At 71.0% G+C, this 17,016-nt stretch carries 11 protein-coding genes and 1 tRNA gene; 3 read left to right on the top strand and 9 right to left on the bottom strand.

Going from position 1 to position 17,016, the window contains the following annotated elements:
• Positions 1–171: 171 nt before the first annotated feature.
• From rho to lysA, 5 genes are all read right to left on the bottom strand, one after another.
• Entirely contained in the window at positions 172–2,403 is a 2,232-nt protein-coding gene (rho, locus tag ACT3T5_RS02950) for a transcription termination factor Rho (RefSeq protein ID WP_444593583.1), read from the bottom strand.
• 315 nt (positions 2,404–2,718) lie between these two features.
• Positions 2,719–3,633 (bottom strand): homoserine kinase, encoded by a 915-nt coding sequence (gene thrB, locus ACT3T5_RS02945; protein WP_444577773.1) that lies wholly within the window; start codon positions 3,631–3,633, stop codon positions 2,719–2,721.
• A complete protein-coding gene (gene thrC, locus ACT3T5_RS02940; RefSeq protein WP_444577775.1) occupies positions 3,630–4,688 on the bottom strand; it encodes a threonine synthase in 1,059 nt (352 codons plus the stop codon). The genes thrB and thrC overlap by 4 nt, the downstream gene beginning before the upstream one ends.
• A gap of 5 nt (positions 4,689–4,693) precedes the next feature.
• Positions 4,694–6,052, bottom strand: coding sequence for a homoserine dehydrogenase (locus tag ACT3T5_RS02935; RefSeq protein ID WP_444577777.1), 1,359 nt, complete (start codon positions 6,050–6,052; stop codon positions 4,694–4,696).
• Positions 6,053–6,317: 265 nt separating this feature from the next.
• On the bottom strand, positions 6,318–7,730 hold the full coding sequence (lysA, locus tag ACT3T5_RS02930) for a diaminopimelate decarboxylase (RefSeq protein ID WP_444593582.1): 1,413 nt from the start codon (positions 7,728–7,730) through the stop codon (positions 6,318–6,320).
• A 372-nt stretch (positions 7,731–8,102) separates the two neighbouring features.
• On the opposite strand from lysA, the gene ACT3T5_RS02925 reads away from it, so the two are divergent.
• Positions 8,103–10,415: a bifunctional alpha,alpha-trehalose-phosphate synthase (UDP-forming)/trehalose-phosphatase gene (locus ACT3T5_RS02925; RefSeq protein WP_444593581.1), complete on the top strand. Its 2,313-nt coding sequence runs from the start codon at positions 8,103–8,105 to the stop codon at positions 10,413–10,415.
• On the opposite strand, the gene ACT3T5_RS02920 is transcribed toward ACT3T5_RS02925, so the two are convergent.
• The 4 genes from ACT3T5_RS02920 to ACT3T5_RS02905 form a co-directional block, all read right to left on the bottom strand.
• A complete protein-coding gene (locus tag ACT3T5_RS02920; protein WP_444593580.1) occupies positions 10,390–12,399 on the bottom strand; it encodes a chorismate-binding protein in 2,010 nt (669 codons plus the stop codon). The two genes, ACT3T5_RS02925 and ACT3T5_RS02920, sit on opposite strands and share 26 nt — an antisense overlap.
• An 84-nt stretch (positions 12,400–12,483) precedes the next feature.
• Positions 12,484–12,556 (bottom strand) — tRNA-Arg (locus ACT3T5_RS02915).
• Positions 12,557–12,650: 94 nt separating this feature from the next.
• Complete coding sequence (gene tsaD, locus ACT3T5_RS02910; protein ID WP_444593579.1) at positions 12,651–13,709, bottom strand: tRNA (adenosine(37)-N6)-threonylcarbamoyltransferase complex transferase subunit TsaD; 1,059 nt, start codon at positions 13,707–13,709, stop codon at positions 12,651–12,653.
• Positions 13,706–14,608: a M23 family metallopeptidase gene (locus tag ACT3T5_RS02905; RefSeq protein ID WP_444593578.1), complete on the bottom strand. Its 903-nt coding sequence runs from the start codon at positions 14,606–14,608 to the stop codon at positions 13,706–13,708. Before ACT3T5_RS02905 ends, tsaD begins: the two co-directional genes overlap by 4 nt.
• A 468-nt stretch (positions 14,609–15,076) precedes the next feature.
• Here ACT3T5_RS02905 and ACT3T5_RS02900 point away from each other — a divergent pair, with 468 nt between their 5' ends.
• Both ACT3T5_RS02900 and ACT3T5_RS02895 read left to right on the top strand, forming a co-directional pair.
• Positions 15,077–15,889: a response regulator transcription factor gene (locus ACT3T5_RS02900; protein WP_444577782.1), complete on the top strand. Its 813-nt coding sequence runs from the start codon at positions 15,077–15,079 to the stop codon at positions 15,887–15,889.
• On the top strand, positions 15,886–16,995 hold the full coding sequence (locus ACT3T5_RS02895) for a sensor histidine kinase (RefSeq protein ID WP_444577783.1): 1,110 nt from the start codon (positions 15,886–15,888) through the stop codon (positions 16,993–16,995). The genes ACT3T5_RS02900 and ACT3T5_RS02895 overlap by 4 nt, the downstream gene beginning before the upstream one ends.
• Positions 16,996–17,016: the final 21 nt, after the last annotated feature.

Raw genomic sequence — 17,016 nt, 5'->3', positions numbered from 1 at the left:
AGTGGGCTCACGCTCTCCGGTGGACCGCGCAATCCGGCTCACAATCACCGGTGGACCGCGCAGTCGGCTGCACCCAGCCCGGCTCACGCGGACCGGTGGGCGGGGTCACCACAGCATGACGACGGGGCGCCTCCGCTAGGGAGACGCCCCGTCGTCATGCGAGGTGGTGGATCAGTCGGCGTTGCGACCGTTCACGCTCGGCGTGTTCTTCTGGACCGTCATGAGGAACTCGGTGTTGGACTGGGTCTTCTTGACCCGCTCCATGAGCAGTTCGAGGGCCTGCTGCTGCTCGAGGGACCCCAGGACGCGCCGGAGCTTCCACATGATGGCCAGCTCCTCCTTGCCCATGAGCTCCTCCTCGCGACGGGTGCCGGAGGCGTTGACGTCCACGGCCGGGAAGATGCGCTTGTCCGCGAGGTGGCGGGACAGACGCAGCTCCATGTTGCCTGTGCCCTTGAACTCCTCGAAGATGACCTCGTCCATCTTGGAGCCGGTCTCCACCAGGGCGGAGGCCAGGATCGTCAGCGAACCACCGTGCTCGATGTTGCGCGCCGCACCGAAGAACCGCTTGGGCGGGTAGAGCGCGGAGGCGTCGACACCACCGGAGAGGATGCGGCCCGAGGCCGGCGCGGCGAGGTTGTAGGCGCGCGAGAGACGCGTGAGCGAATCCAGCAGCACGACGACGTCGCGGCCCATCTCCACCAGGCGCTTCGCCCGCTCGATGGCGAGCTCCGCGACGATCGTGTGATCCGAGGCAGGGCGGTCGAAGGTGGAGGCGATGACCTCGCCCTTGACCGTCCGCTGCATGTCGGTGACTTCCTCAGGACGCTCGTCGACCAGCACGACCATGAGGTGGACCTCAGGGTTGTTCGTGGTGATGGCATTGGCGATCTGCTGCATGATGATCGTCTTGCCGGCCTTCGGCGGAGCGACGATGAGACCGCGCTGCCCCTTGCCGATGGGCGAGACGAGATCGATCAGGCGAGGAGCGACACCCTTGGGGTCGGTCTCCAGGCGCAGGCGCTCATCCGGGTACAGCGGCGTCAGCTTGCTGAAGTCCACCCGCGAACGTGCCTTGTCCTGGGGCAGACCGTTGACGGTGTCCACCTGGACCAGCGCGGCGTACTTGCTCTGGTTGTTCCCGCCGCCGCCCTTGCCACGACGGTTGCGACCGCCGCCGTGGTGCTGCTGCTGCTCGACCTGCTGATCATCGCCGTCGCGGGGAGCCTTCACCTGACCGGTGATCGCGTCGCCCTTGCGCAGACCGGCGCGCTTGACCTGGTTCATGGTCACGTAGACATCGCTGGCCCCGGGGAGGTAACCAGTGGTGCGCACATAGGCGTTGTTGTCGCGGATGTCGAGGATGCCGGCGACCGTCATCAGCTCCTCGCCGCCACGCGGCTCGGAGTCCTCCTGCTGATCGTTCCTGTTGCCCTGGTTGCCCTGCGAGTTCCGGCCACCCTGGGAGTTCTGGCCGCCCTGGGACTCCTGACCGCCCTGGTCGTTCTGGCCGCGGCCGCGACGCTTGCGATCACGCGAGCGGTTACGGCTGCGCGAACGGCCGCGCCTGTCGTCGTCGTAGTCGTCGCCCTGGTTGCGATCCTCGTCGTTCTCGCCCGAGCGGTCCGGCAGTGCGATGTCCTCGAGGCGGCGACGCTGGTTGCCGCCCTGCTGGTTGCCGCCCTGCTGGTTGCCGCCCTGCTGGTTGCCGCGACGGTCCTGACCGTCGCGTCCGTGCTGCGAGGACCGACCCTCGTCGTCCCGGTCCGAACCGCTGCGACGGGAATCGTCCCGGCGCGATCCCTCGCTGCGGGAACCGTCGCGGTGGTCCTCCTCGCGGCGGGTGTCCTCGCGGCGGGTGTCCTCGCGAGGAGCGTCTTCGCGACGCGTGTCCTCACGGCTGTCGTCGCGGGCGTCGCCCGAGGAGCGCGTCTCCTCGCGGCGGCTGCCACGGCGCCCGCCCTGACGCTCGGGCAGATCGATGCCCAGATCCGGGGCGTTGTCCTCGGCCTGATCACGAGCGGCCGAGCGGGAGCGGGACCGCGACCGCGTGGGTGCCTCGTCCGTCTCGGACCGCGCCGAACGGCCCTGCTCGTCGCCTGCGGAGGCGGTGCGTGCGGAGGCGGTGCGTGCGGACCGCGCCGACGAGCTGTCGCGCTGGGCCGTGCCCTGCGAGTCCTCGGCGGGCGCCACAGGCTCGGTGGCGACGGCCGACGCGCTCGAGGCCGGGGCCTCGGACGCAGCGGCAGGGGCGGTCTGGGAGGATCCGCCCCCACGGATGGCGTCGATGAGCTCGCCCTTGCGGAGGCGCCGTGCGCCCTTGATGCCGAGGCCGGTCGCGATGGACTGCAGCTCGGGAAGCTTCTTCGCCGCGAGATCCGCGTCGGAGGTGGTGTCGTTCACCCGGGTTCCTTCCTGTCGAACCGGACGGAGCCGATTCTGTTCTGGTCTGGTTGCCGCTGCGAGGCAGAAGGACGGGGTCCGGGTGCTTCAGCGGCTCATCCGAGCAAGGTGACGCCATGGTGCAGGGCACCGATGGTCGGCCTGCTGGTGTGCTTCGGGGTGCGTCGGCGTCGGGTGCACGGGCCTGCTCGGCACGGCGTGCGCGGAGCGCAGGTTTCATGCGGGACGCTGCTCAGGGATGCATCGGGACACGGGGCATTGCCGGCAGATACTGCTGCAATGCTCGCCATCGGACGATGCCGCCTGGACGCAGGCTCAACCTACCACAGGGGCGGCAGGCTTCTCCCGCAGCGGGACCTGGGCGATGCGCCACGCGGTCGGATCGGTGACGATCCGGCGCACCAGCGGCGCGACCTCGGACCGTCGACCGTTCAGCACGAGCACGGAGGGCCCGGCTCCCGAGATCACGGCGGGATGGCCCTCCTGCCGCAGCACGCGCATCAGCTCGACGCTCTGGGGCATGCCGGCGGAGCGCTGCTCCTGGTGCAGGCGATCCTCCGTCGCCTCCATGAGCAGCTCGGCGTCCCCGCCGAGCGCGTGGACCAGCAGGCCGGTGCGCGAGGCGTTGAAGACCGCATCGGCGTGGGGCACCTCGGCGGGCAGCAGTCCCCGCGCCTGGTGCGTGGACAGCGTGCTCGAGGGCAGCAGGACCAGGGGGTTCAGCACTCCGGGGGCATGCGTGAGCGGCACGGAACGGGCACGGTCGCCGGACATCCAGGAGAGCACCACGCCGCCGAGCAGCGCTGGGGCGGCGTTGTCGGGGTGGCCCTCGAACTCGGTCGCGAGGTCCAGCACGGTCTCGTCGTCCAGGGCGTCCGGCTCGGACAGCAGTCCGCGCGCGAGCAACAGACCGGCGATCGTCGCCGCGGCGCTGGATCCCAGTCCCCGGCCGTGCGGGATCCGGTTGAGAGTGGCCAGGCGCACCCCGATCTGCGGGGCGCCCGCGTGGTCGAGGCCACGGCGCAGAGCTCGCACGACGAGGTGCTCCTCGCCGGTGGGCACCGATCCCGAGCCCTCGCCCTCGGCGCGGACCTCGATCCCGCCGGTGGTCGCCTCGAGTTCGAGCTCGTCGCACAGCCCGAGCGCGAGCCCGAGGGTGTCGAAACCGGGGCCGAGGTTCGCGGAGGTCGCCGGGACCTGGACGGACACCCGCGTGTTCTGGATCCTCACAGGCCGATGGCCTCCGCGGCGGCGGCGATGTCGACCGGGATCACCGTGGGGGTGAGATCGCGCTGGGAGAGGGCGGTGTCGATGTCCTTGAGCCCGTTGCCGGTCACTGTGATGGCGATCGTCGCGCCGGCGGGGACCAGGCCCCGCTCGGACTGCTGGAGCAGGCCTGCCACGCCTGCGGCGGAGGCCGGCTCGACGAAGATCCCGACCTCCGCGGCCAACAGGCTCTGCGCGTCGAGGATCTGCTGGTCGGAGACGGCGTCGATGAGACCGCCGGAATCGTCACGGGCGGTGACCGCGAGGTCCCAGGAGGCGGGGGCACCGATCCGGATCGCGGTCGCGACGGTCTCGGGGTTGCTGATCGGGCGTCCGGCCACGAAGGGTGCGGCACCGGCGGCCTGGTACCCCCACATCGCGGGGAGCGCCTGGTTGATGCCCGCCTCGTGGTATTCGCGGTAGCCCATCCAGTAGGCGGAGATGTTGCCCGCGTTGCCGACCGGCAGGATGTGGATGTCCGGCGCGCGGCCCAGGGCATCGCTCACCTCGAAGGCGGCGGTCTTCTGTCCCTGCAGGCGGTAGGGGTTCACGGAGTTCACGAGCTCGACGGGATGCTCCGCGTCGAGCTTGCGGGCGATCTCGAGGCAGTCGTCGAAGTTGCCCTGCACCTGGATCAGCTTGGCTCCGTGCACCACGGCCTGCGCGAGCTTCCCGGCGGCGATCTTGCCCTCGGGCAGCAGCACTGCACAGGTCATGCCGGCGGCCGTCGCATAGGCGGCCGCCGAGGCGCTGGTGTTGCCCGTCGACGCGCAGACCACGGCGGTGGCGCCGTCGTTGAGCGCCTTCGACATGGCCGAGACCATGCCGCGGTCCTTGAAGGATCCGGTCGGGTTCTGGCCCTCGACCTTGATGTGGACGTCCGCGCCGACCCGCTTCGACAGCGCCGGTGCGGGCACGAGCGGGGTGCCGCCCTCCCCCAGCGTGAGCAGGGTGTCGGTGTCGGCGAAGGGAAGGTGTTCGCGATATTCGGCGAGGACGCCGCGCCACTGATGTGCCATAGGGGTCATTCTCCTTCGATACGGAGGACGGAATCGATGCTCAGCACCGTCGAGGTCGAGGAGAACACGTCCAGGGACGCGGTCATCGCGGACTCCAGGGCACGGTGCGTGCTGATGCCGATGTGCGCCAGGGCCTGCTCACCCCCGTCGGCCTGCTGGTCGAGGAGCTCCTGATGGATGGTCGAGATGGAGATCCCGTACCCGGACAGGGTGCCGGCGATCTCGGCGAGGACGCCGGGACGGTCCTGCACGGTGAGCGAGATGTAGAAGGCGTTGCGCAGGTCGTCGAGCGGGATCAGGTCCAGCTCGGCATAGCGGGACTCGCGGGGACCCACACCGCCTCGCACGCGCTGGCTGGCGGCGGAGACCACATCGCCGAGGATCGCGGAGGCGGTCGGGGCTCCCCCGGCCCCCTGCCCGTAGAACATGAGCGAGCCGGCGGCGTCCGCCTCGATGAAGACAGCGTTGTACGCCTCGGAGACCGAAGCCAGCGGGTGCCCGTCCGGGATGAGCGCCGGGTACACGCGGGCGGAGATCCGCTCCCCGCTCTCGTCCTGGACCCGTTCGACGATCGAGAGCAGCTTGATGGTGCGCCCCATGCGGGCGGCCGCGGCGATGTCCTGCGCGGAGACGTCGGTGATGCCCTCGCAGTGCACGTCCGACAGGCGCACCCGGGAGTGGAAGGCGAGCGAGGCCAGGATCGAGGCCTTCGCGGCGGCGTCATGGCCCTGCACGTCGGCGGTGGGATCGGCCTCGGCGTATCCGAGCTCCTGCGCCGTGGCGAGGGCCTCCTCGAAGCTCGCGCCGGAGCGGGTCATCGCATCGAGGATGTAGTTGGTGGTCCCGTTGACGATGCCCAGCACACGCTGGATGCGGTCGCCGGCCAGGGATTCGCGCACCGGGCGCACCAGCGGGATGGCTCCTGCGACGGCGGCCTCGAAGTACAGGTCCACCCCGTGGGTGTCGGCGGCCTCGTAGAGGGAGGCACCGTCCTGGGCCAGGAGCGCCTTGTTGGCGGTGACGACGCTCGCGCCGTGGGACATGGCCTCCAGCAGCAGGCTGCGGGCCGGCTCGATCCCGCCCATGACCTCGATGACGAGATCCGCATCGCGCACGAGGGCGGAGGCGTCGGTGGTGAGCAGATCTGCGGGGACGTGCTCGCCGCGGTCGCGCGTCGTGTCGCGCACGGCGACGCCGACCACGTCCAGTCGCGCACCGATGCGGTGGGCGAGGTCCTTCCCCTGCTGGGAGATCAGACGCAGCACCTCGGTGCCGACGGTGCCGGCTCCGAGCACGGCGACGCGGAGCGCGGGGAGCTCCGACGGGGCCGAGGGCCGGGAGCTGCTGGGCGATGACTGTGACATGTGCGAGGTGGTCCTTCCACATGGTCCGACGGGGTGGCCGGGCGGGCTCTCGAACTGTATCCGAGGGCGCGTCGGTTCCGTGACCGAGCATGAACGCAGATGACCGACGTGCGGGACGACGGATGGACGGTGCGGGAACAGGTCCCGCGGGGCCGGGCCGCGCGGGACCTGCCCGGGAACGAGGGGGCAGGGCGGCGAGGACGCCCTGCACGCGAGGAGCACCCGACGCGCGAGGGACGCTTCCGCCGTGCAGCCCCCGCACGGATCACCCCACGTCGAGGCCGAGGAGGTCCTCCTCCGTCTCGCGACGGATCAGGGTGCGGATCTCTCCGCCACGGACGGCGACGACGGGAGGCCGCGGGACGTGGTTGTAGTTCGACGCCAGGGAGTAGCAGTAGGCACCGGTGACCGGCACCGAGATCAGGTCCCCGCGCTGCACGTCCGAGGGCAGGTACTCGTCCTTGACCACGATGTCCCCGCTCTCGCAGTGCTTGCCGACCACACGCACCACCTCGGGGGCCTCGTCGGAGACGCGGCCGGTCAGCAGGCACGAGTAGTCGGCGTCGTACAGCGCGGTGCGCACGTTGTCGCTCATGCCGCCGTCGACCGAGACGTAGACCCGGTGGTGGGGGCCGCCGAGACGGACATCCTTGACGGTGCCGACCGAGTACAGGGTCTGGGTGGAGGGCCCCGCGATCGCGCGGCCCGGCTCGAAGGACACGTGCGGCACGTCGAGCTCGAGCTCGTGGCACTGCTTCTCCACGATCCCGGCGATGCCGACCGCGAGGGCCGTAGGGGTCGCCGGGGTGTGCTGGGTGTTGTACATGACGCCGAAGCCGCCACCGAGGTCGAGCTGGTCGATGGTGTGGCCGAGCTCGTTCCTGACCTGAGCGACCAGATCCAGCACACGACGCGCCGCCACCTCGAAGCCGCCCGTGTCGAAGATCTGCGAGCCGATGTGGGAGTGGAGCCCCAGGAGGTCGAGGTGCTCCGTCTCGAGGGTGCGGCGCACGCCCTCGAAGGCGGCGCCGCCGGTGAGCGAGAGACCGAACTTCTGATCCTCATGGGCGGTCGCGATGAACTCATGGGTGTGGGCCTCGACGCCCGTGGTCACCCGGAGCATCACCGAGGCGCGCACCCCCAGCTCGGCGGCGACCGCGGCGACCTGGTCGATCTCGTCCAGGGAGTCGATCACGATACGGCCGACGCCGGCGTCGAGAGCGCGACGCAGCTCGGCGACGGACTTGTTGTTGCCGTGCAGGGCGATGCGCTCCCCCGGGAACCCGGCGCGCAGCGCGACGGCGAGCTCGCCGCCGGTGCACACGTCCAGGCCGAGCCCGTCCTCCTGGACCCAGCGCGCGACGGCCCCGCACAGGAAGGCCTTGCCCGCGTAGTACACGTCGGCTCCGGCATGGGGCGCGAAGGCCTCGGCGAAGGCATCGCGGAACTCGCGGGCGCGGCCGCGGAAGTCGTCCTCGTCGAGGACGAAGGCCGGGGTCCCGACCTCCTCGGCGATGCGCCGCACGTCCACGCCTCCCACCTCGACCGCCCCCTCGGAGTTGCGTCGGGTGGTCGTGGACCACAGCCCGTCGATGAGCGCGTTGACGTCGGTGGGGTACGGGAGCCACGTGGGGGCGGCGTCGTTGCCGTGAAGGGCTCCGGCCTCATGGGCGCGCATGTCTGCTCCTGGGGTGGTGCGGAGGTGGGTGGTGCGGGGATCCGGTCGGCGCCGGTGACGCCGGACGGGATCGTGCTGCTGGTCGACCTTAGACGGGGCTGCGCCCCGCGCGGCGCCGTGTCCGTCGTACGGTCGCCCCGCACCCTGGCGGCCGCACGACGGTCCATCCGGTCGGGGGCCATCTGCACTGGTCAGCACTGCTGGTCATGGCGCCTTCTCTCCCGGCACAGGCACAACAGGTGAGCGATCGCACTTGGTACTCTCGGAGCACGAGCTCGAGAGCTGCCGCGGTGTCCTGCCCTGGCCCGATCCCGTCGCTGCGCCGCACAGCTCTCGTCGCCCGCCCCACCCGACCGTCGTCAAGGAGTTCTCGTGCCCGGTCCTGCGTCCCCTTCTCCGTCGAGTCCTGCGTCCGATCCTGCAGACAGGTCTGCGGCCGAGGGCCACGACCTCGTCGTGGTCGCCAACCGCCTGCCCGTCGACTCCCGCACCCTGCCCGACGGCGCGACCGAATGGGTCACGAGCCCCGGCGGCCTCGTCACCGCGATGGAGTCGGTGATGCGCACGGTCGACTCCGGCGCCTGGGTGGGCTGGGGCGGATCCCCCGGCGCGGCGCCCGAGCCCTTCGAGGCCGACGGCATGAGCCTGTATCCCGTCCGTCTCGATCAGGAGGACGTCGAGCGGTACTACGAGGGCTTCTCCAACGCCACGCTGTGGCCTCTCTATCACGACGTCATCGTCGACCCCGAGTTCCACCGCACGTGGTGGGACTCGTACGTGACGGCGAACCGTCGCTTCGCCCGCGCCGCCGGAGCGGTGGCGAGCAAGGGCGGCACGATCTGGGTCCACGACTACCAGCTGCAGCTGGTGCCGCGAATGATCCGCGATGACCGCACCGACGTGCGGATCGGCTTCTTCAACCACATCCCCTTCCCCTCGGTCGAGCTGTTCTCCCAGCTGCCCAAGCGCAATCAGATGCTGCGAGGCCTGCTCGGCTCGGACCTCGTCGGTTTCCAGCGCGAGAGCGATGCGCAGAACTTCCTGGGCGCCGTGCGCAAGCTGCTGGGCTACCAGGTCGACGGACAGGTCATCTCCGTGCCCGGCGTGGGTGCCGCCCCGGTGCGCGAGGTGCTCGTGCAGACCTTCCCGATCTCGATCGACTCCGAGGCCGTCTCCGCGCTCACCGAGGACACGGAGGTGCGGGAGCGCGCCGCGCAGCTGCGTCGGGATCTCGGCGATCCGCACAAGATCGTCCTCGGGGTGGACCGTCTGGATTACACCAAGGGCATCCGCCATCGCCTCAAGGCCTGGGGCGAGCTGCTCAACGACGGCTCGATCGACCCGCACGACACGGTGATGATCCAGGTCGCGACCCCGTCCCGTGAGCGCGTCGAGGCATACCGCCAGCTGCGTGACGAGGTCGAGCTGACGGTGGGCCGCATCAACGGCGACCACGCCCCGATCGGTCGTCCGGCGGTCTCCTATCAGCACCGCTCCTTCGACCGTCGCGATATGACCGCCCTGTTCATGGCGGCCGACGTGGTGCTCGTGACCGCTCTGCGTGATGGCATGAACCTGGTGGCCAAGGAGTACGTGGCCTCCCGGCCCGACCTGCGCGGGGTGCTCGTGCTCAGCGAGTTCGCCGGCGCCGCGGACGAGCTGCGTGCGGCCGTCATGGTCAATCCCCACGACATCGACGAGCTGAAGTCCGCGATCCTGCGCGCGCTCGCCATGCCCGAGGAGGAGCAGGAGGAGGCGATGCGCTCCCTGCGCCATCAGGTGATGGAGAACGACGTCCAGGCCTGGGCGCACGATTTCCTGCAGCATCTGGAGCAATCGGGCGATCCTGCCCACGGAACGCGACCCACGGTGCGGCTGGCCGGAGGCGACTCCACGGACCCCGAGGCCCTCGATCGAGCTCTCGAGGACTTCTCGGATGTGCCGAGGATCCTCATCGCCTCGGATTTCGATGGCGTGCTGGCCCCGATCGTCTCCGACCGCGACGCCGTCGAACCCGATCCGAAGGCGCTGTCGACCCTCCGTGCGCTCTCCGAGCTCCCAGGGGTCGCAGTCGCCCTGGTCTCGGGCCGGGCCCTGGAGGATCTGGACTCCCACACCGGGATGCCGAGCTCCGTGGTGCTGGTGGGATCCCACGGCGCCGAGGTCGGGGCGCTCCCGCCGTGGATGCAGTCCGAGGTGCTCGATTCGGCCGCGCTGTCGATGACTCCCGAGAAGGAGGACCTGCTGCGGTCCATCACGGAGAACCTGCGACGCATCGCCCGCGCGCACCCGGGCGTCGAGGTCGAGACCAAGCCGTCTGCCGCCGTGCTGCATACGCGCAATGCCAAGGGCCGCGGGTCGATCAACGCGACCGAGTCCGCGCTCGAGTACGCGGTCACCCTGCCGGATGTCACGGTCACCCCGGGCAAGGAGGTCGTCGAATTCTCGGTGGTCCACACCTCCAAGGGCGCGGCGATCGACGCCCTCGCGCGGGCGAGCGCGGCCGATGCCTGGCTCTACCTGGGTGACGACGTCACCGACGAGTCCGTCTTCGCCCAGCTGGGCGACCGGGACGTCGGCATCAAGGTCGGTGACGGTGATACCGCCGCAAGTTACCGCATCTCCGGACCCGACCAGGTCGGGACGGCGCTGAAGCGCCTCAACGACCTGCGCCGGGAGAGCTGAGCACCGCGGGCCGCCATCCGCGCGCCGAGCTGAGCAGGGCGATCCGGGAGGCGGCCCGCAGCTCGACGACGGTGATCTCGCGCTCGAGGATCTGCCCGGCCTCGAGCGCGAGGCGCCGTCCGACACCTGCGAGGCAGCCGTCCTCGAGCGGCGGGGTGCACCAGCGAGAGTCGATCTCCACGAGCAGGGTCGCGATCGTCGTCTCCGTGACGCGGCCGTCGCGGCCCCGCAGGATCACGTCGTCCACAGCCGCCGTGCCCACGGCGCACCTGTCGCCAGCACCCGAATCTCCCGCGTCCCCCGCACTCGGGATTCCGGCGCTGCTGTCCCGGGCTCGGGCGAGGGCCGCCGCGAGATGGGCCCGGTCCGTCGTCTTGTGCCGCACGGCCGGGGCGTCAGGGTCCTGGAGCACGTCGTCCAGGGCGAGGACCACGGGCGTGCGGTCACGGGCCGGGAGGGCGCGGTCGCTGAGCTCGAGCTCGCCGTCCTGACCGAGGGCCAGGCGCAGGATCACGTCGCTCCCGCTCGCCCCGAGCGCCCGCGCCCGGACGCCCACCGCCTCGCGCACCTGATCCCGATCGCACGCGATGGCGAAGGCGCTCGCGGAGGCCTCGAGTCGGTCCAGGTGCTCCTCGAGGTGCCGGGGCAGCCCGTCGACCACGGCCAGCGTCTCGAGCAGGGCGAACGGCGCGGTGTCCCGGTCCGGCTCCGCTGCCACGGCTCGATGGGAGCCCAGCAGATCCAGCACTCGCGTCTTCATCCCGAGCTCGGCATGCTCCGCGGCCGCCTTGGAGGGCCACGTGATGCCGCTGCCCACCCCGTACACGGCGGATCCGTCGGACCGGTCGACGACGAGGGTGCGGATCGCGACGCTGAACGAGGAGCTCGCCGGCACCGGTCCGTCCGCGGCGTCCCGGGCCGGGCCCATCCATCCGATCGCCCCGCAGTACATACCCCGCGGACTGCTCTCCAGGTCACGGATCAGCGCCATGGTCGAGGCCTTGGGGGTGCCCGTGATGGAGCCGCACGGGAACATCGCGGCCATCGTCTCCTCCAGACCGATGACCGGGTCCACTCTCGCCGTGATGCTGCTGGTCATCTGCCACACGGTCGGGTACCTCTCCACGTCGAGCAGGGAGGGCACGGCGACACCGCCCGGCCGTGCCAGACGGGAGAGGTCGTTGCGCAGGAGGTCCACGATCATGACGTTCTCGGCGCGCTCCTTGGCGCTGTCCAGCAGAGAGGCACGCGAGGCGGCATCGGCGGCCGGGCTCCCGTGCCGGGCGGCGGTGCCCTTCATCGGAGCCGTCGTGAGCAGGTCGCCGCTGCGTGACAGGAACAGCTCGGGGCTCGCGCTGAGGATCGCGCTGCCGCCGAGGTCGAGGTAGGCGCCGTGGGCGGTCCCCTGCGCGACGACGAGGTCCAGGTAGCACGAGAGCAGGTCGCCGGTGACCGTGCCGCGTCGGCGGGTGGTGAGGTTCGTCTGGTAGGTCTCCCCCGCGGCGATCGCGTCGTGCACGCGGGCGATCCTCCCCGCGTGGTCCTCGGGGCTCCACTCGTCGTGCCACGGTCCGATCTCGTAGCCGTCCCGCGAGGCCGGCGACGGCAGCCGGCCGCCGGGTGCACCGGGATCGTCAGAACTATCGAGCCTCGCAGGACGGTCAGGACCATCAGGGCTGTCCGGAGCGCCAGGGCTGTCAGGAGCATCAGGGCTGTCCGGAGCGTCCGCGATGCCGAACCACAGCAGCGGCAGGTCGTCGGCGGGCGCTTGGGCGGGCAGTGCAGGATCGAGCCCCGGGGCGGCCTCGTACGTGATCATGCCGACCGCCCAGCTGCCCGCGTCGACCCTGGCCTGCACCGCGGCCAGGGCGGGCCGGACCTCGCTGAGGGTGCGGGCCGTGATCTGTTCCCGGAACACGGAGAACTGCCGCGTGGTGCCGCCCGGGACATCGTCGAAGCGGACGAATGGGCTGTGCACGGGCATTCCGCCCTCCTGCCGGTGATGGAGCCGGAACGACGACGTCCCCGGTCAGGGGCCACAAGGGCCGCTGACCGGGGACGTCCGACGTGCCCGCGACAGGATTCGAACCTACGACCTTCTGCTCCGGAGGCAGACGCTCTATCCACTGAGCTACGCGGGCCGACCGTACGAGTCTAGCAAGTCCTCGGGGCCCGACGGGACACTGCGGCGGCTGGTGGGCCGAGGTGTGAGGCGGACCTCACCTCAGGAAGTCCTCACCTCGGCAGCGGCAGCTGAGCCCCGTGCAGGACCGCTGAGGGATCCGCGGCGATCCGCAGTCCGCTGGGATCTGCCCCGCTGCGCACGAGGAGATCCCCGACGGCAGCGATCATGGCGCCGTTGTCCGTGCACAGCGCGGGCGGCGGGATCCGCAGCTCGATGCCGTCGGCATCGCAGCGCTCCTGCGCCACGGCACGGAGACGCGCGTTGGCCGCGACGCCGCCGACGATGACCAGGGTGCCCAGGTTGCGCTCACGCACGGCCCGCAGCGCCTTGGTGACCAGCACGTCCACGACGGCCTGCTCGAAGGAGGCGGCGATATCGGCGACGGGGACCTGCTCGCCGGCGCGTTCGATCCGCTCCACCGTGCGGGCGACCGCAGTCTTCAGCCCGGAGAAGGAGAAGACGAACGGGGCATCTCCCGGCCGCAGCATCGCCCGGGGGAACCTGAAGGCGGCCGGGTCGCCGCCGGCCGCTGCCCGGGAGATCGCCGGTCCGCCGGGGTATCCGAGGCCCAGCAGGCGGGCGACCTTGTCGAAGGCCTCCCCCGCGGCGTCGTCCAGGGTGTCCCCGAGATGCTCGATGGGATCGCGCACGAGGTCCCCGACCGCCAGGATCGAGGTATGGCCGCCGGAGACGATCAGCACGATGCTGCGCTCGGGGAGCGGGCCGTGCTCGAGGGTGTCCGCGGCGGCGTGGCCGGCGAGGTGGTGGACGCCGTACAGCGGCTTGTCCAACGACCAGGCGACCGCCTTCGCCGCGGCGAGGCCGACGTGGACCGCGGTGGCGAGCCCCGGACCGGAGGTGACGGCGACGTGGGTGATGTCGGCCAGCTCGACCCCGGCATCCTCGAGGGCGAGATGCAATGTGGGGACCGCGGCGTCGAGATGGGCGCGGGCCGCGATCTCGGGGACGACTCCCCCGAAATCTGCGTGCTGAGCCGCGCTGGACGCCAATCCCTGTCCGAGCAGGACTCCCTCGGAGACGAGCCCGAACCCGGTCTCGTCACACGAGGACTCCACCCCGAGGACCAGGGGCACCCCGGAACGGATCACCGCAGGATCGACATCGGGTTGGAGTAGTTGCCCGCCTCGTCCATCTTCGCGAAGTGCAGGTGGCAGCCGGTGGAGCGCCCGGTCGACCCGACGTAGCCGACGGTGTCGCCCTGCTGGACGGTGGCGCCGACCGAGGTGTTGAAGCCCTGCAGGTGGTAGTAGCCGGTCACGACGCCGTTGCCGTGGTCGACCTTGACCCGGTTGCCGGAGGCGTTGTTGTACTCGACGGCCACGACCGTGCCGGCCTTGGCCGCCTTCACGGGAGTGCCGCACGAGGCACCGAAATCGACGCCGTTATGGCCCTTGAAGTAGCCGAGGACGGGGTGCATGCGCCCGCCGAAGCCGGAGGTGATCGGGGCGTTCACCGGATTGATGTAGCCACCGTTGCCCGCCGGTGCCGCGGCACCGTCGGCCTCGGCCGAGGCGTCTGCGGGTGCGGCCTCCGCCTCGACGGTCGGCTCGGGAGCCGGCGCTGCGACCTCGATGCCGGTGCTGCCTGCGGCCTCGGCCTTCGCGGCGTCGGCAGCCTTCTCGCTCTTCGCGGGAGAGGTGCGATCCGTGCTCCGCGTGGAGTCGGAGTCGTCGCCGCGGGTCTCGAGTCCGGCCGTCCCGACGCTCGCGGAGAGGTCTGCGGTGGGCAGGGAGACGGGTGCCGCGGGGACCTCCGCGGGCTGGGCGACCGACTGGGGCGCCTGCGCCGCAGCGGTCTCGCCGGTGGCGGCGGTCTCGTCGATGCCGGCAGCAGCAGCGGCCAGGGGCGCAGCGATCGTGGCGGTGGCGAGGACGCCGAGCACGCCCACCTTCACCGCACTGGCGGGAAGGGCGGCGTCACGGTGGGTGCCCCCGATCGCTCGGAGCTTGCGCACCGAGGCGCGTCCATCGGCGCGGTGATTCGCCACGTGAAGACCTGCTTCCAGTTCGACTGCGTATTCCGGTTCGTACGTCTGTCCGAGCGCGACGCCGGACAGGGGAAGGACGCGTCGCCGAACAACCTCGAATAACCTACGACCCCGTCACCCCAAAGGACCAGCAGGTCACCCGTGACATTGCCAAGTTTTTGCCCGAATGCCCCAAAGGTTGCCCGGTCTTGACGGGAGCGCGTCCGCAGAGTGTGCCTCGCCACCTGTGGATGCGACCAGAAGGCGTCCTCGGTCACGTCTGCGAGGGCTCCCCCTGCCGTTCGCCGCTGACCACCCGGCCCGCACCTCCCGCAGGATCCGTCCGCTCGCTCCGGCCGGCCCCGGCCCACGCAGCTCCTCAGCAGCGCTCCCGGAGCACTCCCGGAGCACTCGCCGAGCACTGCCAGCGCACTCGCCGCGCGCATCGATGTCAGGGTCGTCGCAGTCGTCGCGCATTAGAGTGGCGGCATGTCGAATCCGGACCAGGCAGCATCCCCGTCGGCCCAGCCCGTGCGCGTCGTCGTGATCGAGGACGAGCCGACGATCACCCGCGCCATCGCTGACCGGCTCACCGCCGAGGGCTGGGAGGTCTCCACCGCGCTCGATGGCCCGTCCGGGGTGCGGACGGTGGCGGAGGTGCGCCCCGACGTCGTCGTCCTCGATGTCATGCTCCCGGGCTTCGACGGCCTCGAGGTCTGCCGTCGCATCCAGGCCGACGAGCCGGTCCCGGTGCTCATGCTGACAGCGCGCGACGACGAGACCGACATGCTGGTCGGGCTCGGCGTCGGTGCGGACGACTACATGACCAAGCCGTTCTCCATGCGTGAGCTCGCCGCACGCCTCAAGGCGCTGCTGCGACGGGTGCGCCGCACGACCCCGGCGCCCGCCTCGGAGACCGAGCAGAATGTCGCGATGCAGTTCGGTGACCTGGTGATCGACCGAGCCGGCCGGCGGGTGATGAGGGCGGGCGTGCCGGCCCACCTCACCCCCACCGAGTTCGACCTCCTGCTGTGCCTCGCCAACGCCCCCGGCACCGTCCTCACCCGTGAGCAGCTGCTCGCGGACGTCTGGGACTGGATCGACGCGACGGGGACCCGCACGGTCGACTCCCACGTCAAGGCGCTGCGTCGGAAGCTCGGCGCCGACCTGGTCCGCACCGTCCACGGCGTGGGATACGCCCTGGAGGTCCCGGAGGAGGACGTGGACGAGGACTCTCTCGCAGAGGACCCCACGGACATCTCCTCGCTGCGCACGCCGGTCGACCCCCCGTCCTCCCCGTGACCACGGAGCATCCACCGGCCGACGGGTCCGCGCCGCAGGTCCCGCGCCGCAGGGTGCCGGAGCGCCTCGACGTGCGCCCCCTGGACCGCTTCCGCTCCTTCAAGGTCAAGCTCGGGATCCTGGTCGGTGCTGTCGTGCTGGTCGCGGCGCTGCTGACCCAGATCAGCATCCGCGCCGGGATCGAGCCGCTGCTGGCCATCCCCCTGGTCGTGATCGCCGCGCTCGTCTTCACCCAGCTGCTGGCGCGAGGCATGACCTCTCCTCTGCGGGAGATCACCGCGGCGGCGCGTGCGATGGCCCGTGGGGACTACACCCAGCGGATCCGTTCCAGCAGCCGTGATGAGATCGGCCAGCTCGCCGAGGCCTTCTCCACCATGGCTTCCGAGCTGGAGCAGACCGACCGCATGCGCCGCGACCTCGTCGCGAACGTGTCCCATGAGCTGCGCACTCCTGTCGCCGGCCTCCGCGCACAGCTGGAGAACCTCGTCGACGGCGTCACCGAACCGGATCCTGCCGCGCTCGAGGTGGCCCTCACCGAGACGGAGCGGCTCTCGCTGCTGGTGAACCACCTCCTGGACCTCTCCCGCCTCGACGCCGGGGTCGTCGAGCTGGACCTCGAGGACATCGAGCTCACTCCCTTCCTCCATGAGGTGGTCGACGCGGCGACCCTCGCCTCCGGCGGCCGGGACGTGCGCTGGATCGTCGAGGTGGAGCCGGCCGACCTGATGGTCACCGCCGATGCGGCGCGCATCCATCAGGTCATCCACAACCTGCTCGAGAACGCCGCTCGGCATTCCCCCGCAGGTGGCCGGATCCATATCAGCGCGGCCTGCCTCGAGGACGGCGACGGGGTACGGATCGATGTGCACGACGAGGGCCCGGGCATCGCCCTCGAGGACCGCTCCCGGGTGTTCGAGCGCTTCCAGCGGGGCGGATATGCGGACAGCTCAGGGGGAACCGGGCTGGGTCTGGCGATCGCGCGCTGGGCCGTGGGGCTGCATGGCGGCACGATCGAGGTGCTGGACGACCCGCGAACCGAGGTCGACGGCGATGGCCGTTCCTCGCTGATCCGGGTGGTCCTTCCCCAGGCCCACCTCGCGACGTGACGTCCCACACCACAGGGCCGT

Source organism: Brachybacterium sp. AOP3-A1-3, from assembly GCF_052378285.1.
Taxonomy (GTDB): domain Bacteria; phylum Actinomycetota; class Actinomycetes; order Actinomycetales; family Dermabacteraceae; genus Brachybacterium.
The sequence above is the reverse complement of the archived record's forward strand: the minus strand, read 5'-3'. Positions and strand labels throughout refer to the sequence as shown.